The sequence below is a fragment of the Polaromonas glacialis genome (genome assembly GCF_000709345.1).
Classification (GTDB): Bacteria; Pseudomonadota; Gammaproteobacteria; order Burkholderiales; family Burkholderiaceae_C; genus Polaromonas; species Polaromonas glacialis.
Genome location: NZ_KL448323.1, coordinates 425,393 through 447,894, shown reverse-complemented (window position 1 = coordinate 447,894; position 22,502 = coordinate 425,393). Strand labels below are relative to the sequence as shown.

Here is a 22,502-nt window from a genome sequence, read left to right as displayed (position 1 = left end):
TTGGTTGCGGTGGATCGGGTCGGGCGGCGCTTCACACCAGCAGCAGCAGGTGCTCGCGCTCCCAGGGAGAAATCACTTTCATGAACTCGGCGAACTCCATTTCCTTGATTTCGGAATACACCGTGACAAATTCGCGGCCCAGCACTTCATGCAGGTCCGATTCACGGCGCAGCCAGTCCAGCGCCTCCCCCAGGCTGCGCGGCAGCGAATACGGCGACAGGTAGGCGTCGCCCTTCATCTCGGGCTTGGGCTTGATCTTGTTCTTGATGCCCAGGTAGCCGCAGGCCAGCGTCATGGCCAGGGCGATGTAGGGATTGGCGTCGGCGCCGATCACCCGGTTTTCGACCCGGCGCGCCTGCGGCGTGGCGATTGGCGAACGAATGCCGACGGTGCGGTTGTCGTGCCCCCAGGCGATGTTGATCGGCGCGGCCGTGTCGCGCGACAGGCGCCGGTAGCTGTTGACATACGGCGCCACCAGCGCCATGGCCGCCGGAATGTAGCGCTGCAGCCCGCCGATGTAGTGAAAGAACGCCTCCGACTCGCTGCCGTCCTTGTTGCTGAAGATGTTCAAGCCTGTTTCCTTGTTCAAAATGCTCTGGTGCACATGCATGGCGCTGCCGGGCTCGGCTGCAATCGGCTTGGCCATGAAGGTGGCGTACATGTTGTGGCGCAGCGCCGCTTCACGCACCGTGCGCTTGAACAAAAACACCTCGTCGGCCAGCCCCAGCGGATGGGCATGGAAAAAATTGATTTCCATCTGCCCGGCGCCAACCTCGTGGATCAAGGTGTCCACGTTCAGCTCCATCTTCTCGCAGTAGTCGTAGATGTCCTCGAACAGCGGGTCGAACTCGTTCACCGCGTCAATGCTGTAGGCCTGGCGCGAGGTTTCGGCGCGTCCGCTGCGGCCAATCGGCGGGCGCAGCAGCGTGTTCGGGTCGGTGTTGCGGGCCACCAGATAGAACTCCAGCTCGGGCGCCACCACCGGCACCAGGCCCTCTGCGTCATACAGCTCGCAGACCCGGCGCAGCACGCTTCGGGGCGCGAACGGCACCAGCTTGCCGGCCGGATCGAAGCAGTCGTGGATGACCTGCGCCGTCGGGCTCGACGCCCACGGAACGATCCGCGCCGTGGAAGGGTCGGGCCGCAGGTGCATGTCCTTGTCGGTCGGGCTGATGACATCGTAATAAGGACCGCTTTCCGGAAACTCGCCGGTCACGCCCATGGCCACCACCGCTTCGGGCAGGCGCATGCCCCGGTCCTCGGTGAACTTGCCGCGCGGCAGGATCTTTCCCCGGGCCACGCCGGTCAGGTCGGGCACCAGGCATTCCACTTCGGTGATCCTGCGCTCGTTCATCCAGTTTTCAAGTTCCGTGAAAGTCGTTGCCTTGCTCATGCTCATGTTCAAACTCATGGGGGCGCTCCTGTGATCGACGCATGTCGGTGGATGGGGTTGACTTGAATTCAGACGGTGGCGATGGCCTCTTTTGTTTTGCGCCCAGCATGGCTGCGCGCGCAGGCCTGGCCAAAGGCCGCAAAAATGGCACGGTAAAAGGTGTTTTCCTGGCAGTTCCACTCGGGATGCCATTGCACCGCATAGGCAAACGCGGCGGCGCCCTCGATTTCGAACGCCTCGACCAGGCCGTCGGACGAATGGCCCAGCGCCCGCAGCCCGTGGGCCAGCCGTGCAATGCCCTGGCCATGCAGCGAATTGACCTGGGCCGTGTCGCCGCCAGCCCATTGCGCAAAGGCGCAGCCCGGCGCAAAAGAGACCTCGTGCGCCGGCCCGTAGGCCTGGTCCAGGCTGACGCCCTCGGGGTCGCGGTGATCAAAATGCCCTGCCCGCTCATGCACGCTCTGCTCCAGCGAGCCGCCCAGCGCCACGTTGATTTCCTGGAACCCCCGGCAGATGCCCAGCAGCGGCACACCGGACTCACGGCAGGCCCGCACCAGCGCCAGCGTGAGCGCATCGCGCTGCAGGTCCAGCGGCAGGCAGGCATCGAGCACGTCCTGGCCAAAATGGGAGGGATGGACGTTCGACGGCGAGCCGGTCAGCATGACGCCATCGACCAGCCCCAGGAGCGCCGGTATCTGGGCCATATCGGCCAGCGGAAACAGCACCGGCTGGGCGCCGGCGCATTGCTTGAGGGCGCGGGCATATTTATCGCCCAGCACCAGGAACGGCGACTGGTGCCCCTCCTCACCCAGAAGCCGATGGTCGGCCGGCAGCCAGACCAGCGGCTGGAGAAACGGTTGCAAAGGAATCGACGGGGTTGGCCGCATGGAGTGCATTGGTTTTGAGGGGTTCCAGCCAGTGTAACCAGCCCAACATGAGGCTGCGCCGCCGCTGCTGGCGCGCTTGATCCATGATGAAATTTTTCACCGGAAAGCAGATTATTAAGCCAAACCAGGCTTATCCGCTTGATGCGCGGGCACAAGCTGCTATCTTTTTTAATTGCAAACGCATTTCACGGGATCGGTTTGCGTGTCCGGTTCAAGCGCGCCAGCGTTGAAGTGTCACCCTGGCTGGCCGTCTGTCTCATCGACAGCACCAAGGGCCGGTCAGCACAACCATTGAAATACCCTGCGTCACCCAAGCGTGCCTAGTAACTTATTTTGCGGGTTTTCGCCATTCGATTGGCGTCTTTTGATTGGTCCGTTTGGGGGGTTGCGGCATCAAAACTATCGACTTACCATTTTCTTCATCAGATTTGATCAATAGCCGCACGCCTTAAATGTCAATAGGCTGCGCCTTGAAACTGAACTTCACCTTATCAGGACGTTTTATACATGGCAGTTTTAATGGTACCCAGTTCGCTGCGCCGGTACACCAACCAGCAAAGCCGCATCACCCTTTCGGTCGGTTCGATCGAAGAAGCGCTCAGGCGTTTCTCCGAGGACTCTGGCGAGCTTCGCAACCACCTGTTCAGCGGCCAGGCCTTGCGCAAGTTCATCGTCGTCTGCAAGAACGGCCAGGACATCCGGCTTCTCGATGGCTTGCAGACATCGGTCACCGATGCCGATGAAGTCCAGATCATTGCGAGCGTTGCCGGAGGATGAGCACGCACCTTCATCCTGACACGTTGCCGGAACTCACCAGCAGCGAGCTCCGGCGCTTCAACCGCCAGATCATCCTGCCCGAGTTCGGCATCGAGGCGCAGCGGCGCCTCAAGGCAGGCAGCGTGCTGCTGGTCGGCCTGGGCGGCCTGGGCAGCCCGGCGTCGCTTTACCTGGCCGCTGCTGGCGTCGGGCGAATCGGGATGGTGGATGCCGACGTGGTCGAGGAAACCAATCTCCAGCGCCAGATCGTGCATGGCCAGGCCGTGCTCGGGCGCCTGAAAAACGAAAGCGCCCAAGCGCGCATGCTCGACCTCAACCCCAACGTGCAGATCGAACGTCACGATGTGCGATTCGGCATCGACAACGCGCTGGCGCTGATTTCCCGCTACGACGTGATCATTGACGGCTCGGACAATTTCCCGACCCGCTACCTGGTCAACGATGCCTGCGTGAAGCTCGGCAAGCCTGACGTCTATGGCGGCGTGCTGCGCTTCGACGGCCAGCTCAGCGTCTTCGATGCGCGCACCGGTCCCTGCTACCGCTGCTTGTTTCCCGAGCCGCCGCCGCAGGAGTTCGCCCCCAATTGCGCCGAGGCTGGCGTGCTGGGCGTGCTGCCCGGCGTGATCGGATCGCTGCAGGCGACCGAGGCCATCAAGCTGTTGACCGGCATCGGCTCGCCGATGATCGGCCGCATGCTGGTCTATGACGGGCTGGACCTCAGCTTCAACACGGTCCACATCGCCAAGGACCCCGACTGCCCGGTCTGCAGCCATGCGCCGCAAGACATCACGCTCAGGGAAACCGTCATGGTCTGCGCCGCGCCGGCCGGCCGGTCCATCTCTTCAGGCGCGCTCCAGGCCAGGCTGCAGGCGCAGGACGACCTGGTCATCGTCGATGTGCGCAATCCGGCCGAATGGCTGCCGGGGCGGATTCCGGGCGCCATAGGATGGCCCAGGCCGGAACTGGAACGCGCGCTGCATGAACCCGGCGCCACGCCGCTGCCCAAGGACCGCGACATCGTGCTGGTCTGCCAGAGCGGCATGCGCAGCCACAGCGTCATCAGATCCATGGTGGCCGCGGGCTATGACCCGCTGCGGCTGTACAACCTTGAACTGGGAATGGCGGCATGGCAGGGTGATGTCCAGCTTGTCTGAATGAAAGGGGCGCTGCGCCCCTGACAAAACCCGTAACGAATTTTCCGAAAGGATGGTGCTTCATGTCCATTGATGACGCCTGCTCCACTACCGCCAGCGACGACCTTGTTCGCCAGATTGCCAGCCTGGCCCTTCCCGGCGCGCCCATCACCCCTGCCATTGCCGAACAGCTTGAGGTGGCCACCCAGGCCCTGATCGCGCTTGCCATGGCCGATGGAAAGCTCGAACAGAGCCCCATGACGCTGGCGATGGAGCGCACGGTAGACCTGCACCACGAAGCCGCCGAAAGGCAGCTCAAAGGCCGGCGCGTGCTGATCACCGGCGGTGCCGGTTGCGTCGGCTCGCACCTGATTCCTTTGCTGCAAGCGCTGGGCGCGGGCGAAATTGCCATCGTGGACATTGCGGTGCCCTCGGGTGAAGCCGCTGACGGGCGCCCGGCGGCCTGCCATGCCGATATCCGGGACGCCGCCGCGCTCGATGCCGCGTTCGCCCGGTTCAAGCCGCACATCGTCTTTCACCTGGCCAGCATCCGCGAGCCCGGGCGGGCCGAGGCGGTGGTGCGCGAGGCGATTGAAACGAATGTGTTTGGCACGCGCAATGTGATCAGCGCCTGCGTCAAACATGGCGTGCAAACCGCGATTTATTCCTCGACCGGCAAATGCTTTGCCTACGTGTCGGACCATGTTTACACAGGCAGCAAGAAACTGGCCGAGGCGCAATGGGCCGCCGCCGCGCGCCGCAGCAGCTCGACGCTTTTTCGCTGCACGCGTTTCACGCATGTCATGGAAAACGGCGTGGTCACGCAAGACATTGTTGAGGGCATTGCCCGGGGGCTGGTCGGCCTGCACGGCCCGGACCGTTTTTTCAACATCCAGAATGTGCGGCAGGCCGGCCACCTTCTGGTCAACGCTTTGGCGCTTGCCGACCAGACACCGGCCGATGGCTTCTGGGCCGCCGTCGATCTGGGCTGGCCGGTGAACACGCTTGAACTGGCGCTCTACATGATCCAGCGCAGCGGCAAACCGGCTGCCCTGTATTTTCTGGGCGTGCCCAAGGGCTATGACGAAATGTTCTTCCGTGGCCAGTTCTGCTGGGACCGGGACACCCCTTACCACCCGCTCGTCAATGCGCTCGAAACGCACGGCGGCTTTGAAGACAGCAGCGGCACCATGGTCGGCGCGCGCGTGCTGCCTTTCAGCGAAGACGCATTGATCGTTGAACTGGAAACGCTCAAGCAGGCGCTGGACGACAGCACGCTCGATGTCGTGGCGGTCAAGGAAGCGCTGGTCCAGGCGGTGGCCGGCCTGGCGCGCGCCATGTTTGCCGCAACACCCTTGCCACGCCTCATCGACGTGCTCTGGTGCGGGGCCGCGCCGGACTGGGCCGGGCCGTCGGCCAGCCAGGCCAGGCGTTTCAATCTCGTCATTCGCCTGCTGACCGACGCGGTACTGGACAAGCTGCACCAGTCGCCCGGCCCGCTGCCCTGCGAAATGCTGCAAAAACTGCGCGACGTGGACCAGACCCTTGCACTCTTGCCAGGCCTTGCGGCCCAGTCGGACGGGCTGTCTGCCTTGCTGGAAGGCTCGGCCACGACCACGGCGTGACAGGCCCGGCGGCCGTGCTACTGAATTCATAGCTGATTACGCTTGCCATACGTGCGGGAACGTCATATTTGATGCTGAAAATCTTAACCACTTGCCTTGGTGCAGGCGAGTAGTTACGTTTAAAGGATGAAATATGCTTTTTACGCTTATCCAACCTAATTTTTAACTATGAATTCAGTAGCAAAAGCAGTCAGTCATCGCGCGTCGCAAGGGCCGGGTTATGGCCGGCTCGATGGCAATGCTGCGGGTCATGGATTCCTCACCGCCGTCCGGCCAAATTGCCGCTTGAAGGTCGGCGCCATTCGCCAGCACATCCGCATCCACCCTGCCCTGCAGCGGCGGCGGCGCGCACGGCGCACTGGCTTTGTAATAACTGTGGCGGCCCAGCCGGGCGTCGGCTGCAATCAGCATCTGCAATTGCCCTCCGGTAAACTGGATTGAAGATAACGCGGACAGGCCGTCCTGGCAGGGCCCGCTTCATTTCAATTCCTTGCAGACAAGCCCAGCCTTGCCCGCCCCCGCCCTGGAGCCTTCAACTTGCCGCACCGCCCCGCTTCCCCCTGGTCCGCCTATGCCTGCCTGGCGCTGAGCATGTCGCTGGTCGGCAGTTATGTCGCCCTGTCCAAGCCGCTGGTGGCGGCGCTGCCGGTATTCCTGCTGGCCTGGCTGCGCTTTGGCATTGGCGGGCTGGCGATGGCGCACTGGCTGAAGAAACCGGCCGGTGAGCTGCCCATGAGCCCGCAGACACGCCGGCTGGTGTTCCTGGAGTCCTTCCTGGGCAACTTCCTGTTCTCGATTTGCATGCTGTTCGGCGTGAGCCTGACCAGCGCGGTGGCCGCCGGCGTCATCATGGCGGCGATCCCGGCCACGGTGGCGCTGCTGAGCTGGGCTTTTTTGCGCGAGCGGATCAGCGGCCGGGTCTGGGCTGCCGTGGCCTGCGCGGTGCTGGGCATCGCCCTGGTTTCGCTCTCAAAAAGTGAGCTGCCCGCGCAGATGGGCACTGCGCAAGAGGCCGATTTGGCATTAAAAAACGCCTGGCTGGGCAATCTGCTGCTGGTGGGCGCGGTGCTGTGCGAGGCGGCGTATGCGGTGATCGGCAAGAAGCTGACCGGCGTGCTCGGCCCCAAGCGCATCACGGCGCTGATCAACCTGTGGGGCTTTGCGCTGGTCACGCCTTTCGGGCTGTGGATGGCCTGGGGCTTTGACTTTGCCGGTGTCGCACCCGGCAGCTGGGCGCTGCTGGTGTTCTATTCGCTGGCGGCGAGCGTCTGGACGGTGTGGCTGTGGATGACCGGCTTGAGAACCATCCCCGCCAACCAGGCCGGGGTGTTCACCGTGATGCTGCCGGTCAGCGCGGCGGCCGTCGGCGTGGGGGTGTTGGGTGAAAGCCTGAACGCAACGCAGGTCGGCGCCTTTGCGATTGCGCTGGTGGGCGTGGTGCTGGCGACGTTGCCCGCACGCAGCAAGCCCAAGCAGGCAAAAGCCGTGCCGCTGCAGTGAATGGCGGCCCTGCGGGCTTCAGGCGAACAGCGCCTTGTACTGCTCGCGCAAGACATTTTTCTGCACCTTGCCCATGGTGTTGCGCGGCAGCTCGCTGACCACGAAGCAGTGCTTGGGCACCTTGAAGTTGGCCATTTTTGACTTCATCTCGGCCACGATCCGCAGGCTATCAAGCGTGGCGCCGGGCCTGGCAATCACCACGGCCACGCCGACCTCGCCAAAGTCCGGGTGCGGTACGCCGACCACGGCGCTCTCAAGCACGCCGGGCAGCTCGTTGATAAAGCCTTCGATTTCAGCCGGATAGACGTTGTAGCCGCCGCTGATGATCAGGTCTCTGCTGCGCCCGACGATGGTGATGTAGCCGTCCGCGTCAACCTTGCCGACGTCGCCGGTCCTGAAATAGCCCTCCAGGGTGAACTCCTCGGCGGTTTTTTCTGGCATGCGCCAGTAGCCCGAAAAGACATTCGGCCCCTTGACCTGGATGTTGCCGATCTCGCCTGGCGGCAGGCGCTGGCCCGTGTCGTCCACGACGCGCAGGCTGACGCCCGGCAGCGCAAAGCCGACCGTTCCGCCGCGCCGCTCGCCGCCCTGGTAGGGGTTGGACGTCAGCATGGCGGTTTCGGACATGCCGTAGCGCTCCAAAATGGTGTGACCGGTGCGCTCCTGCCATTCGCGGAAGGTCTCGATCAGCAGCGGCGCCGAACCGGCGATGAACAGGCGCATGCTGCGGCAGGCTTCGCGGTTCAGGCCGGGCTCGGCCAGCAGCCGCACATACAGCGTCGGCACGCCCATGAACACAGTAGCTTCGGGCAGTTTTTCAATGACCTTTTTCGGATCGAACTTCGACAGCCAGATCATCTTGCTGCCGTTGATCAGCGCGCCGTGGATGGCGACGAACAGGCCGTGGACATGGAAGATCGGCAGCGCGTGGATCAGCACGTCGCCCGGTTTCCAGCCCCAGTAGTCCTTGAGCACCCGCGCATTGCTCAGCAGGTTGCCATGCGACAGCATCGCGCCCTTGCTGCGCCCGGTGGTGCCGCTGGTGTACAAAATCGCGGCCATGTCGTCAGCCTGTCGGGCGACGACTTCATGCCGGTCGCTGCAATGCGCGGCGCGCTCCAGCAGCGAGCCGGTGCGGTCATCGTCGAGCGTGAAGACGTTTTGCGTGCCGGCCTTGAAGGCGATCTTGCTGACCCAGCCAAAATTGGCGCTGCCGCAGACCACCACCGACGGCTCGGCGTTGCCTAGAAAATACTCGATCTCGGCGCTCTGGTAGGCGGTGTTCAGCGGCAAAAACACATAGCCGGCGCGCAGCGTGGCCAGGTAAAGCACCATCGCCTCGACCGATTTCTCGACCTGCACGGCAATCCGGGCGCCTTCAGGAAGATTGAGCGACTGCAGCAGGTTGGCCATCATGGCGCTGCCGTGCTCCAGGTCGCGCCATGAATACAGCAGGCCGGGGCCGGTTTCAATGGCGACTTCGTCCAGGTCGCCGGGAAAGGCCGAACGCAGCGCGGCAAACAGGTTGTGGTTGGTCATGGAATTGGGGATGTCAAAAATGGGGAATGCAGCCATCTAGGTGCTGAAGGCCGGCGGACGCTTTTCCATGAAGGCGCCTATGCCCTCACGGTGTTCGCCAGAGGCCGCGTAGTCATACGCGGTCGCTATTATATTAATAGCTGCTTGCGCAGGCGGGACGTGCGCAAGAGCCCGAAATGATGCTTTATTCAGGCGCGCGGCCTGCGGCGCCAGCTGCCCGATGCGCTGGAGGCGCTCCTGCACCGCAGCGCCCAGCGCATCAAGCGCCAGCACCTGGTTCAGAAAGCCGCGCTGTTTCATCTCGGCCGCGTCCAGAACGGCGGCCGACAGCAGCATTTCGCGCGCCGTCAACTCGCCCACGGCGCGCATCACCAGCGCCGCCTCGCGCGGCGCCATCGGAAAGCCCAGCTTGCCAATCGGCGCGCCAAAGCGGGCGCTGTCGGCGGCGATGCGCAGGTCGCAGCAGCTGGCGATCTCGACGCCGGCGCCCATGCAATTGCCCTCGATGCGCGCCACGATGGGCACGTCGCAGTCGAGCATCGCCTGCAGCCCGCCCCAGACGTCGTTTTCATGAAAGTCGCGCAGGCTGGCTTGCTCGAAGCGGAAACCGGCGTATTCGGAAATGTCGCCGCCCGCGCAAAAGTGGCCGTTCTCGCCCTGGACCAGCACGCAATGCACATCGCGACGCTGCTGGATGGATGCAAACACGGTGCGTAATTCGCGCCACATCACACGCGACATGGCGTTGAACTTGCCGGGATGCGACAGCGTCACCGTCGCCAGCGAACCCGAAACCTCAAGAAGTACAGCGCCACTCATCGAATCAATTTCCTGCGGCAAGTTTCAAGCATGGTGAAAGGCAGCATTCCCCAGCCAGCAGGGGCCGTGGAACCGGCTTCGCCGGGCCACAGGCGCAGTGGCCCCCTCGGGGGGCAGCGAACCACACGAAGTGGGGAGCGTGGGGGCAACACCCTGCAGCGAACCACGCGAAGCGGGGAGCGTGGGGGCCATTCCTAGTCGAGTTTGGCGCCAGAGGCTTTGACGACAGCCGCCCAGCGCTTGACTTCGGCGCTGACAAACGCGCCGAACTGCGCGGGCGTCAGGTTGCCGAACTCGGCGCCGTTGCTCGCCCAGATGGTTTTCAGCTCGTCGGTCGCTGCGGCCTTGCGCAGGTCTTCGACGATGCGCGCCTGCACCTCAAGCGGCGTGCCCTTGGGCGCCCACATGCCGTACCAGGTGGTGACGGTGTAGTCGGGCAGGCCGAGTTCGGCCGCGCACGGCACGTCGGGGAAAGCCGGGTTGCGCCTGGCGCCCGAGACCATCAGCGCCTTGATGCGGCCGCCCTTGATGTGCGCCGCCGACGAGCCCAGGCCGTCGAACATCATGTCCACGTTGCCCGAGATCAGGTCCTGCAGCGCGGGCCCCGCGCCCCGGTAGGGAATGTGCGTGATGAAGGTTTTTGTCTGCTGCTTGAACAGCTCGCCGGCCAGATGGTGCGAGGTGCCCGCGCCCGCCGAGCCGTAGTTGAAGCGGGCCGGCTTGGCGCGCACCTGCGCCAGGAAATCCTTGAAGTCGCCCGGAAGGTTCTTCGGGTTGACGACCAGCACCTGCGGCACATTGGCCACCAGCGCCAGCGGCACGAAGTCTTTTTCAATGTCGTAGTCAAGCTTGGGGTACATCGACGGCGCAATCGCATGGTGAACCGCGCCCATGAACAGCGTGTAGCCGTCGGGCTGCGCACGCGCCGCAATGCCGGCGCCCAGCGTGCCGCCCGCGCCGCCCCGGTTGTCGATGATGAGCTGCTTGCCGGTCAGCTTGGCGAATTGCGCCGACAGCGGGCGGGCAAAGGCGTCGGTGCCGCCGCCGGCCGGAAACGGCACGATGACGGTGACGGGCTTGGCAGGCCAGGCCGACTGGGCGTGGCTTGCCCAGGACAGCGCCGCCATGCCGGCTGCGGCGGCGCGCAGGATGCTGCGTCGGGTGCCGCTGTTCTCAATGTGAAATGTCATGCAAGTCTCCTTTTTATTTCTAGCTCGGGCCTGTTGAAGGCAAGTTGTCAAATATACAAATCATGGATCTCGGTGGATACCGGGACTTTCCCCTGCGCCAGCATGGCCCGGTGCTTGTCGAGGCGCTTGAGGTCGTACAGGTAGTTCACCATCAGTCCGTAGGACTGCTTGAGACCCTTGGGCGACGGGTCGGCGGCCCAGTTGAGCCGCTCGACCCGGGCGCCGTTGCCCAGGTGGAAGCGCGCCACCGGGTCGAGCGGCTTGCCGTCCTTCAGCCCCTGCCCGAGGTAGTGCGCGGCACATTGCAGCAGCAACTGGCGAACCGGCGAGTTGTCCGCCAAGTCCAGCGGATGTTCAATCGCCGCCAGGAAGCTGCCCGGCGTGGGCGCGCCGGTCCCAATGGCATGGCCCAGCGCCGCACGTTCCTTGTCGGTCAGCCCCTCAAACAGCGCTGCGGCATTCCTGCCCAGCCAGCCGCGCAAACCCGGAATCGGCGACAGCGTGGCAAACACCTTGAGCTTGGGAAATTCGTCCTTCAGCGTTTCCGCCACGCGCTTGATCAGCGAGTCGCCAAAACTCACGCCGCGCAAACCGGGCTGGGTGTTGCTGATCGAATAGAAAATGGCCGTCGTCGCCTTGCCCAGGTCGGCCGCAGCCGCCTGTTCGTCCAGCAGCGGCATGATGCCTTCGGCCATTTCATCGACCAGCGCGACCTCGACAAAAATCAGGGGCACCCCTGGCAGGCGCGGGTGAAAAAACCCGTAGCAGCGGCGGTCGCTGTCCAAGCGGTTCTTCACATCGGACCAGCTCTTGATGTCATGCACCGCTTCGTACTCGATCAGTTTTTCAATCAGCGACGCCGGCGAATCCCAGCTGATGCGGCGCAGGTCCAGAAAACCCACGTCGAACCAGGTCGAGAACATGTACTCCATTTCCACATCCAGCGCCATCAGCCGCTTGTCAGCTTTGAGAAAAGGCAGTATTTCGGCGCGCAGTTCGACCAGGAACTGAACGCCCTGCGGGTACACGCTGAAGCGCTGGAGCAGGCGGCGGCGCGGCGACACGGTGGCGCGGCGGTAATGCACCTCGGCCACGGCTTCGTCAGGCGTGCCGACTGCGGCGGCGAACCGGGCCTGGGCCTCTTTGGCTTTTTGCGCATCGGCGACAAACATCTCGCTCATCAGCAGCCACAGGTCGCGGCGCTGCGCCAGCGGCGCGCTGGCATGCCAGGCGGCCACGTCCATCGCGCGGCGCCCGCCCTCGATCTCGCTCACACGCGGGTCGATGATGGCCTGGAGTTCCTCGAAGGCCCGGCGCAGCAGGCGCGGCGACAGCGCCTCGCCTTCCTGGCGAAGCGTGGCGTCCAGGCGCGCCTGAGTGGATCGGGCGGCCGGCGCTGGCGTTCCCGATGTGCCGCTCGCAGCCTGCGCGTCAGCCTCCGGTTTCGGCGAGGCGCCAGGCAGCAGCCGGGAGACGCTGCGGCCAATCCAGTTGCTGGTGCTCATGGAAGAAACTCCTGGAAGTGACGGAATGCCGGCATTCCTTGCCGTTCCGAAAAAAGGAAAAATCTGATTTGCTATTAAATAAATAGCTGCCTACGCCCGTGCTATATGCGCAAAGCCCTGTTTGAGGCCCAAACCCAGAGCCAGACACCCGCTGCGATCATGGGGATGCACAGCCACTGTCCCATGCTCATGCCCAGCGCCAGGATGCCCAGGAAATCATCGGGCTCGCGGAAAAACTCGGCAATGAAACGGAACACGCCATAGCCGACCAGGAAGGCGCCCGAGACCTGGCCCATCTTGCGCGGCTTGCGCGCATACAGCCATAGCAGCACGAACAGCAGCAGGCCCTCCATCAGGAACTGGTAGACCTGCGACGGATGGCGCGGCAGCATCGAGCCGCTGTGCCTGAAGACCATGCCCCACGGCAAATCAGGCGCGCTGAAGCGGCCCCACAGCTCGCCATTGATGAAGTTGCCGACGCGCCCTGCGGCCAGTCCGGTCGGCACGCAAGGCGCGATGAAGTCCATCACCTGCAGCCATGGCCGGTGGCGCGAGCGGGCAAACCAGAGCTGCGACGCCAGCACGCCCAGCATGCCGCCGTGAAAGCTCATGCCGCCCTGCCAGACATAGAAAATTTCCAGCGGATGGGTGGCGTAGTAGCCGGGCTTGTAGAACAGGCAGTAACCCAGCCGCCCGCCAATCACCACGCCCATCACGCCCAGGAACAAGATGTCCTCGATGTCCCGGCGCGACCAGGCACCCGGCCCGGAGATGGACGCATACGGTTCGTGTCGCAGGCGCAGGCTGGCCAGGAAAAAAAACAGGCCAAAGGCGGCCAGGTAGGTCAGGCCGTACCAGTGAATGGCCAGGGGGCCAAGTTGCAGCGCAACAGGATTGATTTCAGGATGAATGAGCATGGGGTGCCATTGTGCATGCAAGCCAGGCCACCGCTGGCGCCCGCAGCCTTCAGACTTCAGGCGCCACGGCTAGCGCCGGCCTGGCCTGCAAGGCGAGTCGCTCGCCAACGGTTGCCAGTATTTCTTCCACCTCGCGCACCCCGGCCGGCTTGACCAGATGGTAGGAAAAACCGGCGTTTCTGGAGCGCTGCCGGTCCGACTCGCGTCCATAGCCTGTCAGGGCGACCAGCACGGTGTTTTTCAGCGCGGGTTCCTGGCGCAACTGCCTGGCCACCTCGTAACCCGTGAGCCCCGGCAGGCCAATGTCGAGCAGCACCACGTCGGGGCGCATGGCCAGCGCGGCTTGCACGGCGCCGGGGCCGTCGTAGGCGACTTCAACCTCGTGCCCGGACAGCCTGAGCAGCCTGGCCAGGAACTCCACCGCATCGACGCTGTCATCGACGGCCAGCACCCGGCAGCGCCTGCCCGCAGGCCTGGCCGGCCTGGCCACAGCCGGCGGCAAGGACAGCAGCCGCGCGGCAGCCTGCCCGACCGGCAGGCGCACGACAAATTCACTGCCCTGCCCCAGGGTGCTGTACGCCTTGACGCTGCCTGCGTGCAGCTCGACCAGTTGCCGGACCAGGCTCAAGCCGATGCCCATGCCGCCTTGCGAGCGGTCGATGGCGCGCTCGGCTTGCGTGAACAGGTCAAAGATGTGCGGCAGCAGTTCGGCGGCGATGCCCATGCCGTTATCGCGCACCTTGATCACGGCCACCGCCCCGCCGGCCGTTGCATCGCCTTCCTGCACGACGCTCAGCCACAGGTGGCCGCCCTCGTCGGTGTACTTGGCGGCGTTGTTGAGCAGGTTCACCAGCACCTGCTCCAGCCGGGTGGCGTCGGCATCGAGCCAGACCGGATGCGGCGGCAGCGACACGGTGAGCTGTTGCCGTCGCCTGGCGATCAGCGGCTGGGCCGTTTCCAGCGCCCTTTCGACGATATCGGCCACGCGGACCGGCTCCTTGCGAAGCCGCACATTGCCGCTGGTGATGCGGGAAACCTCCAGCAGGTCATCGATCAGGTGCTTCATCTGGCTCACCTGCCGCTCGATGACCTGACAGGCCTGCCGGTACACCGGGTCCTGGTTCTCCTGTCGCCCAAGCAGTTCCGCCGCGCTGGTCAGCGGCGCCAGCGGGTTGCGCAGTTCATGGCTGAGCATCGCCAGGAATTCGTCCTTGCGTCGGTGCAAGTCAGCCAGGGCCTGCGCCTGCGCCTGCGTCTGCCGCTCCAGGCGGCTGCGCTCGGTGATGTCGTAAAAGCAGTTGATGGCGCCGGTAATCTCGCCCCGGTTGTTCTTGAGCGGAACAATATTGCCGACCACAGCCTTTCGCAACCCGTCGGACCTTTCAATGACCACTTCAACGTTATGCGCCGCCGTGATCTCACCCCTCAAAACCTTGGCCATTCCGGTTTGCGCGTAGGAGCGCAAGCTGCCGTCAGGGTGATGGAATTTGAACGAGCCGCGAAACTGTTCGTCGGTTTCCCCTGGCTTTGGTTTGCGTCCCCATAAATCGACGGCGCCGCGGTTGAATTCCAGAATCGTTCCGGAATGGTCGCACGAGTGCATTGCGACCGGGCCCCAGTCGAACAAGGCGCGAAAACGCTGCTCGCTTTGGAGCAGGGCTTCGGCTGCCCTGCTGCGTTCGGTGATGTTGTTGAAGACGATGGCGACTTTTCGGCTTTCATCGCTACCCAGCGGCGCGGCATAAATATCGAACTTGATGCCAAGCGCTTTTTCATCGTGGGTGAACCGAATGGGTTGGCCTGTCAGGGCCACCTTGCCGCAAGTTTCCAGCCATCCCGCTTGATGGTCCGGGGCGATTTCACGCAGGCGTTTTCCGGCAATGCCGTGTATTCCCGTCTGCACCGAAAAAGCCGGATTGACTTCCACAAAGCGGCAATCCACCGCTTGTGCCCGGTCGTTGAACACGATGTCAATAATGCAGAAACCCTCGTCCATCGAATTGAACAGCTTGCGGTAGCGTTCATCGCTTTCGCGCTGGGCGTTTTCGGCCAGTTTTCGTTCGGTGCAGTCGTCATGCACGATGACGATGCGGACCGGCCCGGCGCTCTGGAAGCGCGTGACCCGCATGACAAACCAGCGCTTCTCGGTCGGCGAGTCACAAGGGTATTCCATCTCGAAGCGCATGCGCCGTCCGGCGATGATGTCCTGGATGGCCAACGCATAAGCCGGGGTGTCGCCACCCTGCAGCAAGGTCTGCCGGCAATGATCAAGGTAATTGACGCCGATCCCGATGCCGGACGCAGCCACGCCCGGCGGCTGGTTTTCATCGGCAAAGCGTTGCCAGGCCTCGTTGATTTCCAGAATCGTTCCCGACTCATCCAGCACGGCGATATGGCCCGACAAGGCATCAAGGGAGGAGCGCAAAAACCGTTGCGATTCGCACAGGGCTTTTTGCGAGCGCTGGCGCTCGGTGATGTCGCGAACAAGAACGGCGATGGTTGCACTCTCCGGCCCGCCGATCCGGCAGGCATAGCCTTCCAGGCAGCGGTCCAGCGCTTTCGAGGGGTTGACAAAGCGGATCGCCTCGCCGGTCCGCAAGACTTTGGCATACATCTCGATGCCGTCCGCTGTCTGACCCGGGGCGATCTCGCTGATCCGTTTTCCTGCCGCGCCGCAGATGCCGGTATGCCTCTCAAACGCCGGATTTGCTTCCAGACAGAGGCAATCAACCGGCTGCCGGCTTTCGTCAAAGATCAACTCGATGATGCAAAAGCCTTCGTCAATCGAATTGAACAAGCGGCCATAACGCTCCTCGCTCGCGTCCTGCGCCGTCTCGGCCCGGCGTCGGCTGGCCCGCTCCCACCGCAGGCAGACCAGCAGCAGCAGCAGCGCGAAACCGCCCAGCGCGCTGGTCAGCAAAAGCGATTGACTCGACTTGCGATTGTCAGACTGGCTTTTGATGACGCGGTCTTTCAAGAATTGCATCTCTTGCGCCTGCGCTTGGGCCACCAGCAGGCGAATCTGGTCCATGGTCGACTTGCCTGACCCCACCATGAGCGACTCGCTGGCAGCCTGCAATCCTTTAGCCTCGCGCAGCGCAACAAGCGCTTTCATATCGGCGAAATTAGCTGCGGCCAGCGGCACGAGCGCGGCGAGCCGTTGCTTCTGCTCATCGGGATTGGCTGCTGTCAGGCGGCGCACTTCCGCCAGCCGGACCGGGAAGGTTTTCAGACTTTCATGGTACGACGCCAGGTAGTCAGGATTCCCGGTGATGATGAAGCCGCGCTGCCCGGTTTCGGCGTCCTTGAGGCTGGAGAGCAGTTCGCCAAGTTCCTGGATCACCACGCGGGTGTGCGCTTCCCAGCGTTCGGAATCGGTTGCGGCCTGCATGTTTCGGTACGCCAGCCAACCCACGCCCGCCAGGCAGCCGAGTACAAACACCAGCAGGGCTCGGACCAGCAGGCGTTTGTTGATGAAGGCCGGCAGTGCTTTACCGGGCAAGCTTGCGCAAATGCCCGCACTGCCCGGGCCGCGCAAGGCCTTGTCCGTTTGCGGACCCGACGCGGTCATGCCGGCATCCAGGCCTGAAAGAAAGCGTTCGTCATTGCGTGAAGCCTTTCAAAGGCGGAAACATAACTGGCCATAGAGTAACAAAAGTAATTTTCACTACCTAGCACGCCTAACGTTACGCCTTTTAGCCTTCATGCACCTTGCAAATTTCAACTTCCGGCCGGGACCCGCAAGGCATGCTTCCTGTTCGGCCAGCGAAATGCCGTCAGCCCGGTGCAAACGCCATGAAGCGCAGCAGGGCCGGCCCGCCAGGCACTGGATAATCTCCCCTGACGTCACTCTTTTGAAAACCTCAAGGCAAACCCATGGAAACCAAAGTCATCCAGATCAACCGCCGTTCGGCCAACATCACCGAAGGCAAATCGCGCGCCCCGAACCGCTCGATGTACTACGCCATGGGCTACGAAGCCGATGACTTCAAAAAACCCATGATCGGCGTGGCCAACGGCCACAGCACCATCACGCCGTGCAACAGCGGCCTGCAGAAGCTGGCCGACGCGGCGATTGCCGCGATTGAAGAAGCCGGCGGCAATTCGCAGGTGTTCGGCACGCCGACGATTTCCGACGGCATGGCCATGGGCACCGAAGGCATGAAGTATTCGCTGGTCAGCCGCGAGGTCATCTCGGACTGCATCGAAACCTGCGTGCAGGGCCAGTGGATGGACGGCGTGCTGGTCGTCGGCGGCTGCGACAAGAACATGCCCGGCGGCCTGATGGGCATGCTGCGCGCCAACGTGCCGGCGATTTACGTCTATGGCGGCACCATCCTGCCCGGCCATTACAAGGGCAAGGACCTGAACATCGTCAGCGTGTTTGAAGCCGTCGGCGAGAACGCCGCCGGCCGCCTGAGCGACGAAGACCTGCTGCAGATCGAGCGCCGCGCCATTCCCGGCACCGGCAGCTGCGGCGGCATGTACACCGCCAACACCATGTCCAGCGCCTTCGAGGCGCTGGGCATTTCGCTGCCCTACTCCAGCACCATGGCCAATCCGCATGACGAAAAGCTGAACTCGGCCCAGGAGTCGGCCCGGGTGCTGATCGAGGCGGTCAAGAAAGACATCAAGCCGCGCGACATCATCACCCGCAAATCCATCGAAAACGCGGTGGCCGTCATCATGGCCACCGGCGGCTCGACCAATGCGGTGCTGCACTTCCTGGCGATTGCCCATGCCGCCGGCGTCGAATGGACGATTGACGACTTCGAGCGCGTGCGCCAGAAAACCCCGGTGCTGTGCAACCTGAAACCATCGGGCGAGTACCTGGCGGTGGACCTGCACCAGGCCGGCGGCATTCCGCAGGTCATGAAGATGCTGCTGGTCGCCGGCCTGCTGCATGGCGACTGCATCACCATTTCGGGCCAGACCATTGCCGAAGTGCTGGCCGACGTTCCCGATGCGCCGCGCGCTGACCAGGACGTGATCCGCCCCATCGGCAAGCCGATGTATGCCCAGGGTCACCTTGCCATCCTTAAGGGCAACCTGTCGCCCGAAGGCTGTGTGGCCAAGATCACCGGCCTGAAGAATCCGGTCATGACCGGCCCGGCCCGCGTGTTCGACGATGAGCAGTCCGGCCTGAAGGCGATTCTGGACGGCAGGATCGTGGCCGGCGACGTGATGGTGCTGCGCTACCTCGGCCCCAAGGGCGGCCCCGGCATGCCGGAAATGCTGGCCCCCACCGGCGCCTTGATTGGCGCCGGCCTGGGTGAAAGCGTCGGTCTGATCACCGACGGGCGTTTTTCCGGCGGCACCTGGGGCATGGTGGTTGGCCATGTGGCGCCTGAAGCGGCAGCTGGCGGGAACATCGCCTTCATCCGGGAAGGCGATTCGATCACCATCGATGCCAAGCAACTGCTGCTGCAACTGAACATCAGCGACGCCGAGCTCGAAAGCCGCAAGGTCGGCTGGACGGCACCGGCACCGCGCTACACGCGCGGCGTGCAGGCCAAGTTCGCGTTCAACGCGTCAAGCGCCAGCAAGGGCGCCGTGCTGGACGACTATTGATGCCTGAGCGCTGAGATGCGCTGAAAAAAGCCCGTGAGTTACAAACTTCACGGGCTTTTTACCTTGCTCAAAGCAGCCCTATTGCGGGTGCAAACCGACGGCTTCAAGGCCGTTTTTTAGATGTCAGGCCCATGGCCGCGCGCTGCCTGTCGATACGTTTTTGCTTGCGGCCATCCATCTTTTCAATTTCCTTGCGCTTGGTGTAGCCTGAGGCGTCAGCCCATGCCCACCAGGCGACAGCCAGTGCAAACGGCGACAAAACCAGCCACCAGCTCAAACCGGCCACCGGTTCGACGGCCAGGTATTTCAGGGCCAGTCCCAAAACGCCAATCAATAACAAATACATGCCGAACTCCTGAAAATCGGGCGGACCCTCTGCGGTCTGTGACCAAGGTATATGGTCAACGCCCGCCCCTACAATCGCGTTAAATCACTGTAACCGAATCCATCACCCTTTACGACTGAGGCAAGCCATGAAACTGAAACGCACTCTTTTGACAATTGCTTCCGTGGTGGCAACCTGGACAGTCTGCGCTCCGGCCATGGCTGACCTGCAACTGGCAACGGCAAAAAACTGCATGGCCTGCCACGCTGTTGACAAGAAGCTGGTTGGGCCTTCCTACAAGGAGGTGGCGGCCAAATATGCCGGACAGGCAAACGCAGTGGCCAAGCTCGAAGCCAAGGTACTCAAGGGAGGAGCTGGTGTCTGGGGCCCCGTTCCCATGCCGGCCAATGCGCAGGTCACGCCGGCAGAAGCCAAGCAGCTGGTCGCCTGGATCCTGGCGCAAAAGTAGCGTCTCGCAGTCGCTGGAATGCCCTGGATTCAGGGTGGACAAGTAAAAAAAGCCCGTCAATGACGGGCTTTTTCAATGGTCGGCCTGGCCTGTAAAAAGCTTACAGGTTCTGCGACAGTTGCTCCAGAATCGCTGGATTTTCCAGCGTCGAGGTGTCTTGCGTGACCGCTTCGCCCTTGGCCACGCCGCGCAACAGGCGGCGCATGATCTTGCCGCTGCGCGTCTTGGGCAGGTTGTCGCCAAAGCGGATGTCCTTGGGCTTGGCAATGGGGCCGATCTGCTTGCCGACCCAGTCGCGCAATTCCTTGGCAATGGCCTTGCCTTCTTCCCCTTCAGGACGCGAACGCTTGAGCACGACGAAGGCCACGATGGCTTCGCCGGTCAGGTCGTCGGGACGGCCGACCACGGCGGCTTCGGCCACCAGCGGATGGGCCACCAGCGCCGACTCGATTTCCATCGTGCCCATGCGGTGCCCCGACACGTTCAGCACGTCGTCGATACGGCCGGTGATGCGGAAGTAGCCGTTGTCAATGTTGCGCACCGCGCCGTCGCCGGCCAGGTAGATCGTGCCGCCGAGTTCTTCAGGGAAATAGCTCTTCTTGAAACGCTCGGGGTCGTTCCAGATGGTGCGGATCATCGACGGCCAGGGGCGCTTGACGACCAGCAAGCCGCCCGAGCCGTTGGGCACGTCGTTGCCGGTTTCATCGACGATGGCGGCCATGATGCCGGGCAGCGGCAGCGTGCAGCTGCCGGGCACCAGCGGCGTGGCGCCGGGCAGCGGCGTGATCATGTGGCCGCCGGTTTCGGTCTGCCAGAAGGTATCGACCACCGGGCAACGCTCGCCGCCGATGTTTTTGTAGTACCACATCCAAGCTTCGGGGTTGATCGGCTCGCCGACCGAGCCCAGGATGCGCAGGCTGCTCAGGTCGGAGCGGTCCGGATGCACGTCAGCATCGGCGTCGGCGGCCTTGATCAGCGAGCGGATGGCGGTCGGCGCGGTATAGAAGATCGAGACCTTGTGCTTTTCGATCATCTGCCAGAAGCGGCCGGCATTCGGGTAGGTCGGAATGCCTTCGAACACCACTTGCGTCGCGCCGGCGGCCAGCGGGCCGTAGGTGATGTAGGTGTGGCCGGTGATCCAGCCGATGTCGGCGGTACACCAGAACACATCGCCAGGCTGCAGGTCGAAGGTCCAGTCCATGGTCAGCTTGGCCCACAGCAGGTAGCCGCCGGTGCTGTGCTGCACGCCCTTGGGCTTGCCGGTGGAGCCGGAGGTGTAGAGCACGAACAGCGGATGCTCGGCGCCGACGAATTCGGGCTCGCACACCGGGTTGGCCTTGTCCATGACTTCATGCATCAGGCTGTCGCGGCCTTCGACCATGTTGCACGCGCTCGGCGTGCGCTGGTACACGACCACGTTCTTGATCGACTCGCAGCCGCCCATCGCAATGCCTTCATCGACGATGGCCTTGAGCGGCAGTTCCTTGCCGCCGCGCAACTGGTAGTTGGCGGTGATGACCGCCACGGCGCCGGCGTCCTGGATTCGCTCCTGCAGGCTCTTGGCCGAGAAGCCGCCAAACACCACCGAATGCGTGGCGCCGATGCGGGCGCAGGCCTGCATGGCGACGATGCCCTCGACCGTCATCGGCATGTAGATGACCACGCGGTCACCCTTCTGGACGCCCATTTCCTTCAGGGCGCTGGCAAACTGGCTGACCTTGGCGTGCAGTTCCTTGTAGGTGACGTTGGTGACCTTGCCGTCGTCGCTTTCGAAAATGATGGCTTTCTTGTCTTCCGTCGGCGTGCCGAGGTGGCGGTCCAGGCAGTTGTAGGAGGCATTCAACTCGCCATCGGCAAACCACTGGTAGAACGGCGCATTGGATTCATCCAGCACCTGGGTAAACGGCTTGTTCCAGCTCAGGTTTTCACGCGCCAGCCGGGCCCAGAAGCCTTCGAAATCATTTTCGGCTTCGGCGCACAGGGCGTTGTAGCCTTCCATGCCGGAGATTCGGGCGGACTGCACGGTGGCATCGCTGGGTGGAAACACGCGGTTTTCAACCAATGTGGACTGGATGGAATTGTCAGGGGTGCTCATTAATCATGTCTCCTTGGGTCATTGAATCGAGCGTACTTTCGGCCTTCGCACTTACAGGCCACTGACGTGCTTCACCCTTAATCCATGCAATTCGGCCGGAGTTCGGCGCGCCCTACAATTCCCAGCCTCTCATAACGGTTTGCCCCATGTCCCTGCCCATCCCCCCAAAACTCACGCCGCTGCGCCCTTTGCCCAACCTGATCTTCGCCAGCCGCTGGCTGCAGGTGCCGCTGTATCTGGGGCTGATCGCGGCCCAGGGTGTCTATGTCTTCCATTTCCTGGTGGAGTTGCTGCACCTGGTCGAGGCGGTCTTTGGCAGCCAGACGGCCTTGCAGGCGCTCGTCACGAGCATTGGCTACAAGACCGGCGCGCCGGTGACCACGCTGAACGAGACCGTCATCATGCTGGTGGTGCTGGCGCTGATTGACGTGGTGATGATTTCAAACCTGCTGATCATGGTCATTGTCGGGGGTTATGAGACCTTTGTCAGCCGCCTGGACCTCGAAGGCCACCGCGACCAGCCGGAGTGGCTGAGCCATGTGAATGCCTCGGTGCTCAAGGTCAAGCTGGCCACGGCCATCATCGGCATCAGCTCGATCCACCTGCTCAAGACCTTCATCAATGCCGACAACTACACCGACCGGGTGCTGATTGCGCAAACGGTGATCCACATCACCTTCCTGCTCAGCGCCCTGGCGATTGCCGCAACCGACCGCATGATGTCGCAGAACCAGAACTCCCACTGAACCCGTCAGAA

The 22,502-nt window shown here is 63.2% G+C and carries 18 protein-coding genes; 7 read left to right on the top strand and 11 right to left on the bottom strand.

The genetic code is table 11. The features are described from left to right. Nucleotides 1-31 precede the first annotated feature (31 nt). Nucleotides 32-1,411, bottom strand: a complete 1,380-nt coding sequence (locus EC86_RS0102410) for a glutamine synthetase family protein (protein ID WP_156955180.1) — start codon at nucleotides 1,409-1,411, stop codon at nucleotides 32-34. Nucleotides 1,412-1,461: 50 nt separating this feature from the next. Continuing rightward, on the bottom strand, nucleotides 1,462-2,256 hold the full coding sequence (locus tag EC86_RS0102405; protein WP_232229760.1) for a gamma-glutamyl-gamma-aminobutyrate hydrolase family protein: 795 nt from the start codon (nucleotides 2,254-2,256) through the stop codon (nucleotides 1,462-1,464). Between the two features lie 531 nt (nucleotides 2,257-2,787). On the opposite strand from EC86_RS0102405, the gene EC86_RS0102400 reads away from it, so the two are divergent. From EC86_RS0102400 to EC86_RS0102390, 3 genes are all read left to right on the top strand, one after another. Further along, the gene (locus EC86_RS0102400) at nucleotides 2,788-3,057 is read left to right on the top strand and encodes a MoaD/ThiS family protein (RefSeq protein ID WP_029524112.1); all 270 of its coding nucleotides are present in this window, start codon (nucleotides 2,788-2,790) and stop codon (nucleotides 3,055-3,057) included. A 23-nt stretch (nucleotides 3,058-3,080) separates the two neighbouring features. After that, nucleotides 3,081-4,211, top strand: coding sequence for a molybdopterin-synthase adenylyltransferase MoeB (moeB, locus tag EC86_RS0102395; RefSeq protein WP_036772588.1), 1,131 nt, complete (start codon nucleotides 3,081-3,083; stop codon nucleotides 4,209-4,211). 62 nt (nucleotides 4,212-4,273) lie between these two features. Continuing rightward, entirely contained in the window at nucleotides 4,274-5,815 is a 1,542-nt protein-coding gene (locus EC86_RS0102390; protein ID WP_051675685.1) for a polysaccharide biosynthesis protein, read from the top strand. Between the two features lie 174 nt (nucleotides 5,816-5,989). Here the strand turns inward: EC86_RS0102390 and EC86_RS0102385 are convergent, their stop codons facing one another. Beyond that, nucleotides 5,990-6,226 carry a hypothetical protein gene (locus tag EC86_RS0102385; protein ID WP_029524109.1) on the bottom strand — a complete coding sequence of 79 codons (237 nt, stop codon included), beginning with the start codon at nucleotides 6,224-6,226 and terminating at the stop codon, nucleotides 5,990-5,992. A 180-nt stretch (nucleotides 6,227-6,406) separates the two neighbouring features. Here EC86_RS0102385 and EC86_RS0102380 point away from each other — a divergent pair, with 180 nt between their 5' ends. Beyond that, a complete protein-coding gene (locus tag EC86_RS0102380; protein ID WP_232229949.1) occupies nucleotides 6,407-7,315 on the top strand; it encodes a DMT family transporter in 909 nt (302 codons plus the stop codon). A gap of 18 nt (nucleotides 7,316-7,333) precedes the next feature. Here the strand turns inward: EC86_RS0102380 and EC86_RS0102375 are convergent, their stop codons facing one another. The 6 genes from EC86_RS0102375 to EC86_RS26860 form a co-directional block, all read right to left on the bottom strand. Continuing rightward, a complete protein-coding gene (locus EC86_RS0102375) occupies nucleotides 7,334-8,854 on the bottom strand; it encodes a malonate--CoA ligase (protein WP_029524107.1) in 1,521 nt (506 codons plus the stop codon). 36 nt (nucleotides 8,855-8,890) lie between these two features. Further along, a complete protein-coding gene (locus tag EC86_RS0102370; RefSeq protein WP_029524106.1) occupies nucleotides 8,891-9,673 on the bottom strand; it encodes an enoyl-CoA hydratase/isomerase family protein in 783 nt (260 codons plus the stop codon). Nucleotides 9,674-9,867: 194 nt separating this feature from the next. Further along, entirely contained in the window at nucleotides 9,868-10,863 is a 996-nt protein-coding gene (locus EC86_RS0102365) for a Bug family tripartite tricarboxylate transporter substrate binding protein (RefSeq protein ID WP_029524105.1), read from the bottom strand. A 47-nt stretch (nucleotides 10,864-10,910) separates the two neighbouring features. Next, the gene (locus EC86_RS0102360; RefSeq protein ID WP_029524104.1) at nucleotides 10,911-12,368 is read right to left on the bottom strand and encodes a malonyl-CoA decarboxylase; all 1,458 of its coding nucleotides are present in this window, start codon (nucleotides 12,366-12,368) and stop codon (nucleotides 10,911-10,913) included. A 101-nt stretch (nucleotides 12,369-12,469) separates the two neighbouring features. Then, a complete protein-coding gene (lgt, locus tag EC86_RS0102355) occupies nucleotides 12,470-13,285 on the bottom strand; it encodes a prolipoprotein diacylglyceryl transferase (protein ID WP_029524103.1) in 816 nt (271 codons plus the stop codon). 49 nt (nucleotides 13,286-13,334) lie between these two features. Next, complete coding sequence (locus tag EC86_RS26860; RefSeq protein ID WP_051675684.1) at nucleotides 13,335-16,856, bottom strand: CHASE3 domain-containing protein; 3,522 nt, start codon at nucleotides 16,854-16,856, stop codon at nucleotides 13,335-13,337. 305 nt (nucleotides 16,857-17,161) lie between these two features. Here EC86_RS26860 and ilvD point away from each other — a divergent pair, with 305 nt between their 5' ends. Then, a complete protein-coding gene (ilvD, locus tag EC86_RS0102345; protein WP_029524101.1) occupies nucleotides 17,162-18,856 on the top strand; it encodes a dihydroxy-acid dehydratase in 1,695 nt (564 codons plus the stop codon). Nucleotides 18,857-18,959: 103 nt separating this feature from the next. On the opposite strand, the gene EC86_RS0102340 is transcribed toward ilvD, so the two are convergent. Continuing rightward, nucleotides 18,960-19,202, bottom strand: a complete 243-nt coding sequence (locus EC86_RS0102340; RefSeq protein WP_029524100.1) for a TIGR04438 family Trp-rich protein — start codon at nucleotides 19,200-19,202, stop codon at nucleotides 18,960-18,962. A 133-nt stretch (nucleotides 19,203-19,335) separates the two neighbouring features. Between EC86_RS0102340 and EC86_RS0102335 the strand changes: the two genes are divergently transcribed. After that, nucleotides 19,336-19,650 carry a c-type cytochrome gene (locus EC86_RS0102335; protein ID WP_029524099.1) on the top strand — a complete coding sequence of 105 codons (315 nt, stop codon included), beginning with the start codon at nucleotides 19,336-19,338 and terminating at the stop codon, nucleotides 19,648-19,650. A 100-nt stretch (nucleotides 19,651-19,750) separates the two neighbouring features. Here EC86_RS0102335 and acs read toward each other — a convergent pair whose 3' ends face one another. Beyond that, nucleotides 19,751-21,745, bottom strand: coding sequence for an acetate--CoA ligase (gene acs / locus EC86_RS0102330; protein ID WP_029524098.1), 1,995 nt, complete (start codon nucleotides 21,743-21,745; stop codon nucleotides 19,751-19,753). Between the two features lie 146 nt (nucleotides 21,746-21,891). Between acs and EC86_RS0102325 the strand changes: the two genes are divergently transcribed. Next, complete coding sequence (locus EC86_RS0102325) at nucleotides 21,892-22,491, top strand: TIGR00645 family protein (protein ID WP_029524097.1); 600 nt, start codon at nucleotides 21,892-21,894, stop codon at nucleotides 22,489-22,491. The last annotated feature ends 11 nt before the right edge of the window (nucleotides 22,492-22,502 follow it).

Bases quoted from the DNA above. Each gene is read 5' to 3' on its own strand.
- lgt (WP_029524103.1), bottom strand. From the start codon at position 13,285: ATGCTCATTCATCCTGAAATCAATCCTGTTGCGCTGCAACTTGGCCCC.
- EC86_RS0102360 (WP_029524104.1), bottom strand. From the start codon at position 12,368: ATGAGCACCAGCAACTGGATTGGCCGCAGCGTCTCCCGGCTGCTGCCT.
- EC86_RS0102325 (WP_029524097.1), top strand. From the start codon at position 21,892: ATGTCCCTGCCCATCCCCCCAAAACTCACGCCGCTGCGCCCTTTGCCC.
- EC86_RS0102410 (WP_156955180.1), bottom strand. From the start codon at position 1,411: ATGAGTTTGAACATGAGCATGAGCAAGGCAACGACTTTCACGGAACTT.
- EC86_RS26860 (WP_051675684.1), bottom strand. From the start codon at position 16,856: ATGACCGCGTCGGGTCCGCAAACGGACAAGGCCTTGCGCGGCCCGGGC.
- EC86_RS0102390 (WP_051675685.1), top strand. From the start codon at position 4,274: ATGTCCATTGATGACGCCTGCTCCACTACCGCCAGCGACGACCTTGTT.
- EC86_RS0102375 (WP_029524107.1), bottom strand. From the start codon at position 8,854: ATGACCAACCACAACCTGTTTGCCGCGCTGCGTTCGGCCTTTCCCGGC.
- EC86_RS0102385 (WP_029524109.1), bottom strand. From the start codon at position 6,226: ATGCTGATTGCAGCCGACGCCCGGCTGGGCCGCCACAGTTATTACAAA.
- EC86_RS0102370 (WP_029524106.1), bottom strand. From the start codon at position 9,673: ATGAGTGGCGCTGTACTTCTTGAGGTTTCGGGTTCGCTGGCGACGGTG.
- ilvD (WP_029524101.1), top strand. From the start codon at position 17,162: ATGGAAACCAAAGTCATCCAGATCAACCGCCGTTCGGCCAACATCACC.
- EC86_RS0102380 (WP_232229949.1), top strand. From the start codon at position 6,407: ATGTCGCTGGTCGGCAGTTATGTCGCCCTGTCCAAGCCGCTGGTGGCG.
- EC86_RS0102400 (WP_029524112.1), top strand. From the start codon at position 2,788: ATGGCAGTTTTAATGGTACCCAGTTCGCTGCGCCGGTACACCAACCAG.
- acs (WP_029524098.1), bottom strand. From the start codon at position 21,745: ATGAGCACCCCTGACAATTCCATCCAGTCCACATTGGTTGAAAACCGC.
- EC86_RS0102365 (WP_029524105.1), bottom strand. From the start codon at position 10,863: ATGACATTTCACATTGAGAACAGCGGCACCCGACGCAGCATCCTGCGC.
- EC86_RS0102340 (WP_029524100.1), bottom strand. From the start codon at position 19,202: ATGTATTTGTTATTGATTGGCGTTTTGGGACTGGCCCTGAAATACCTG.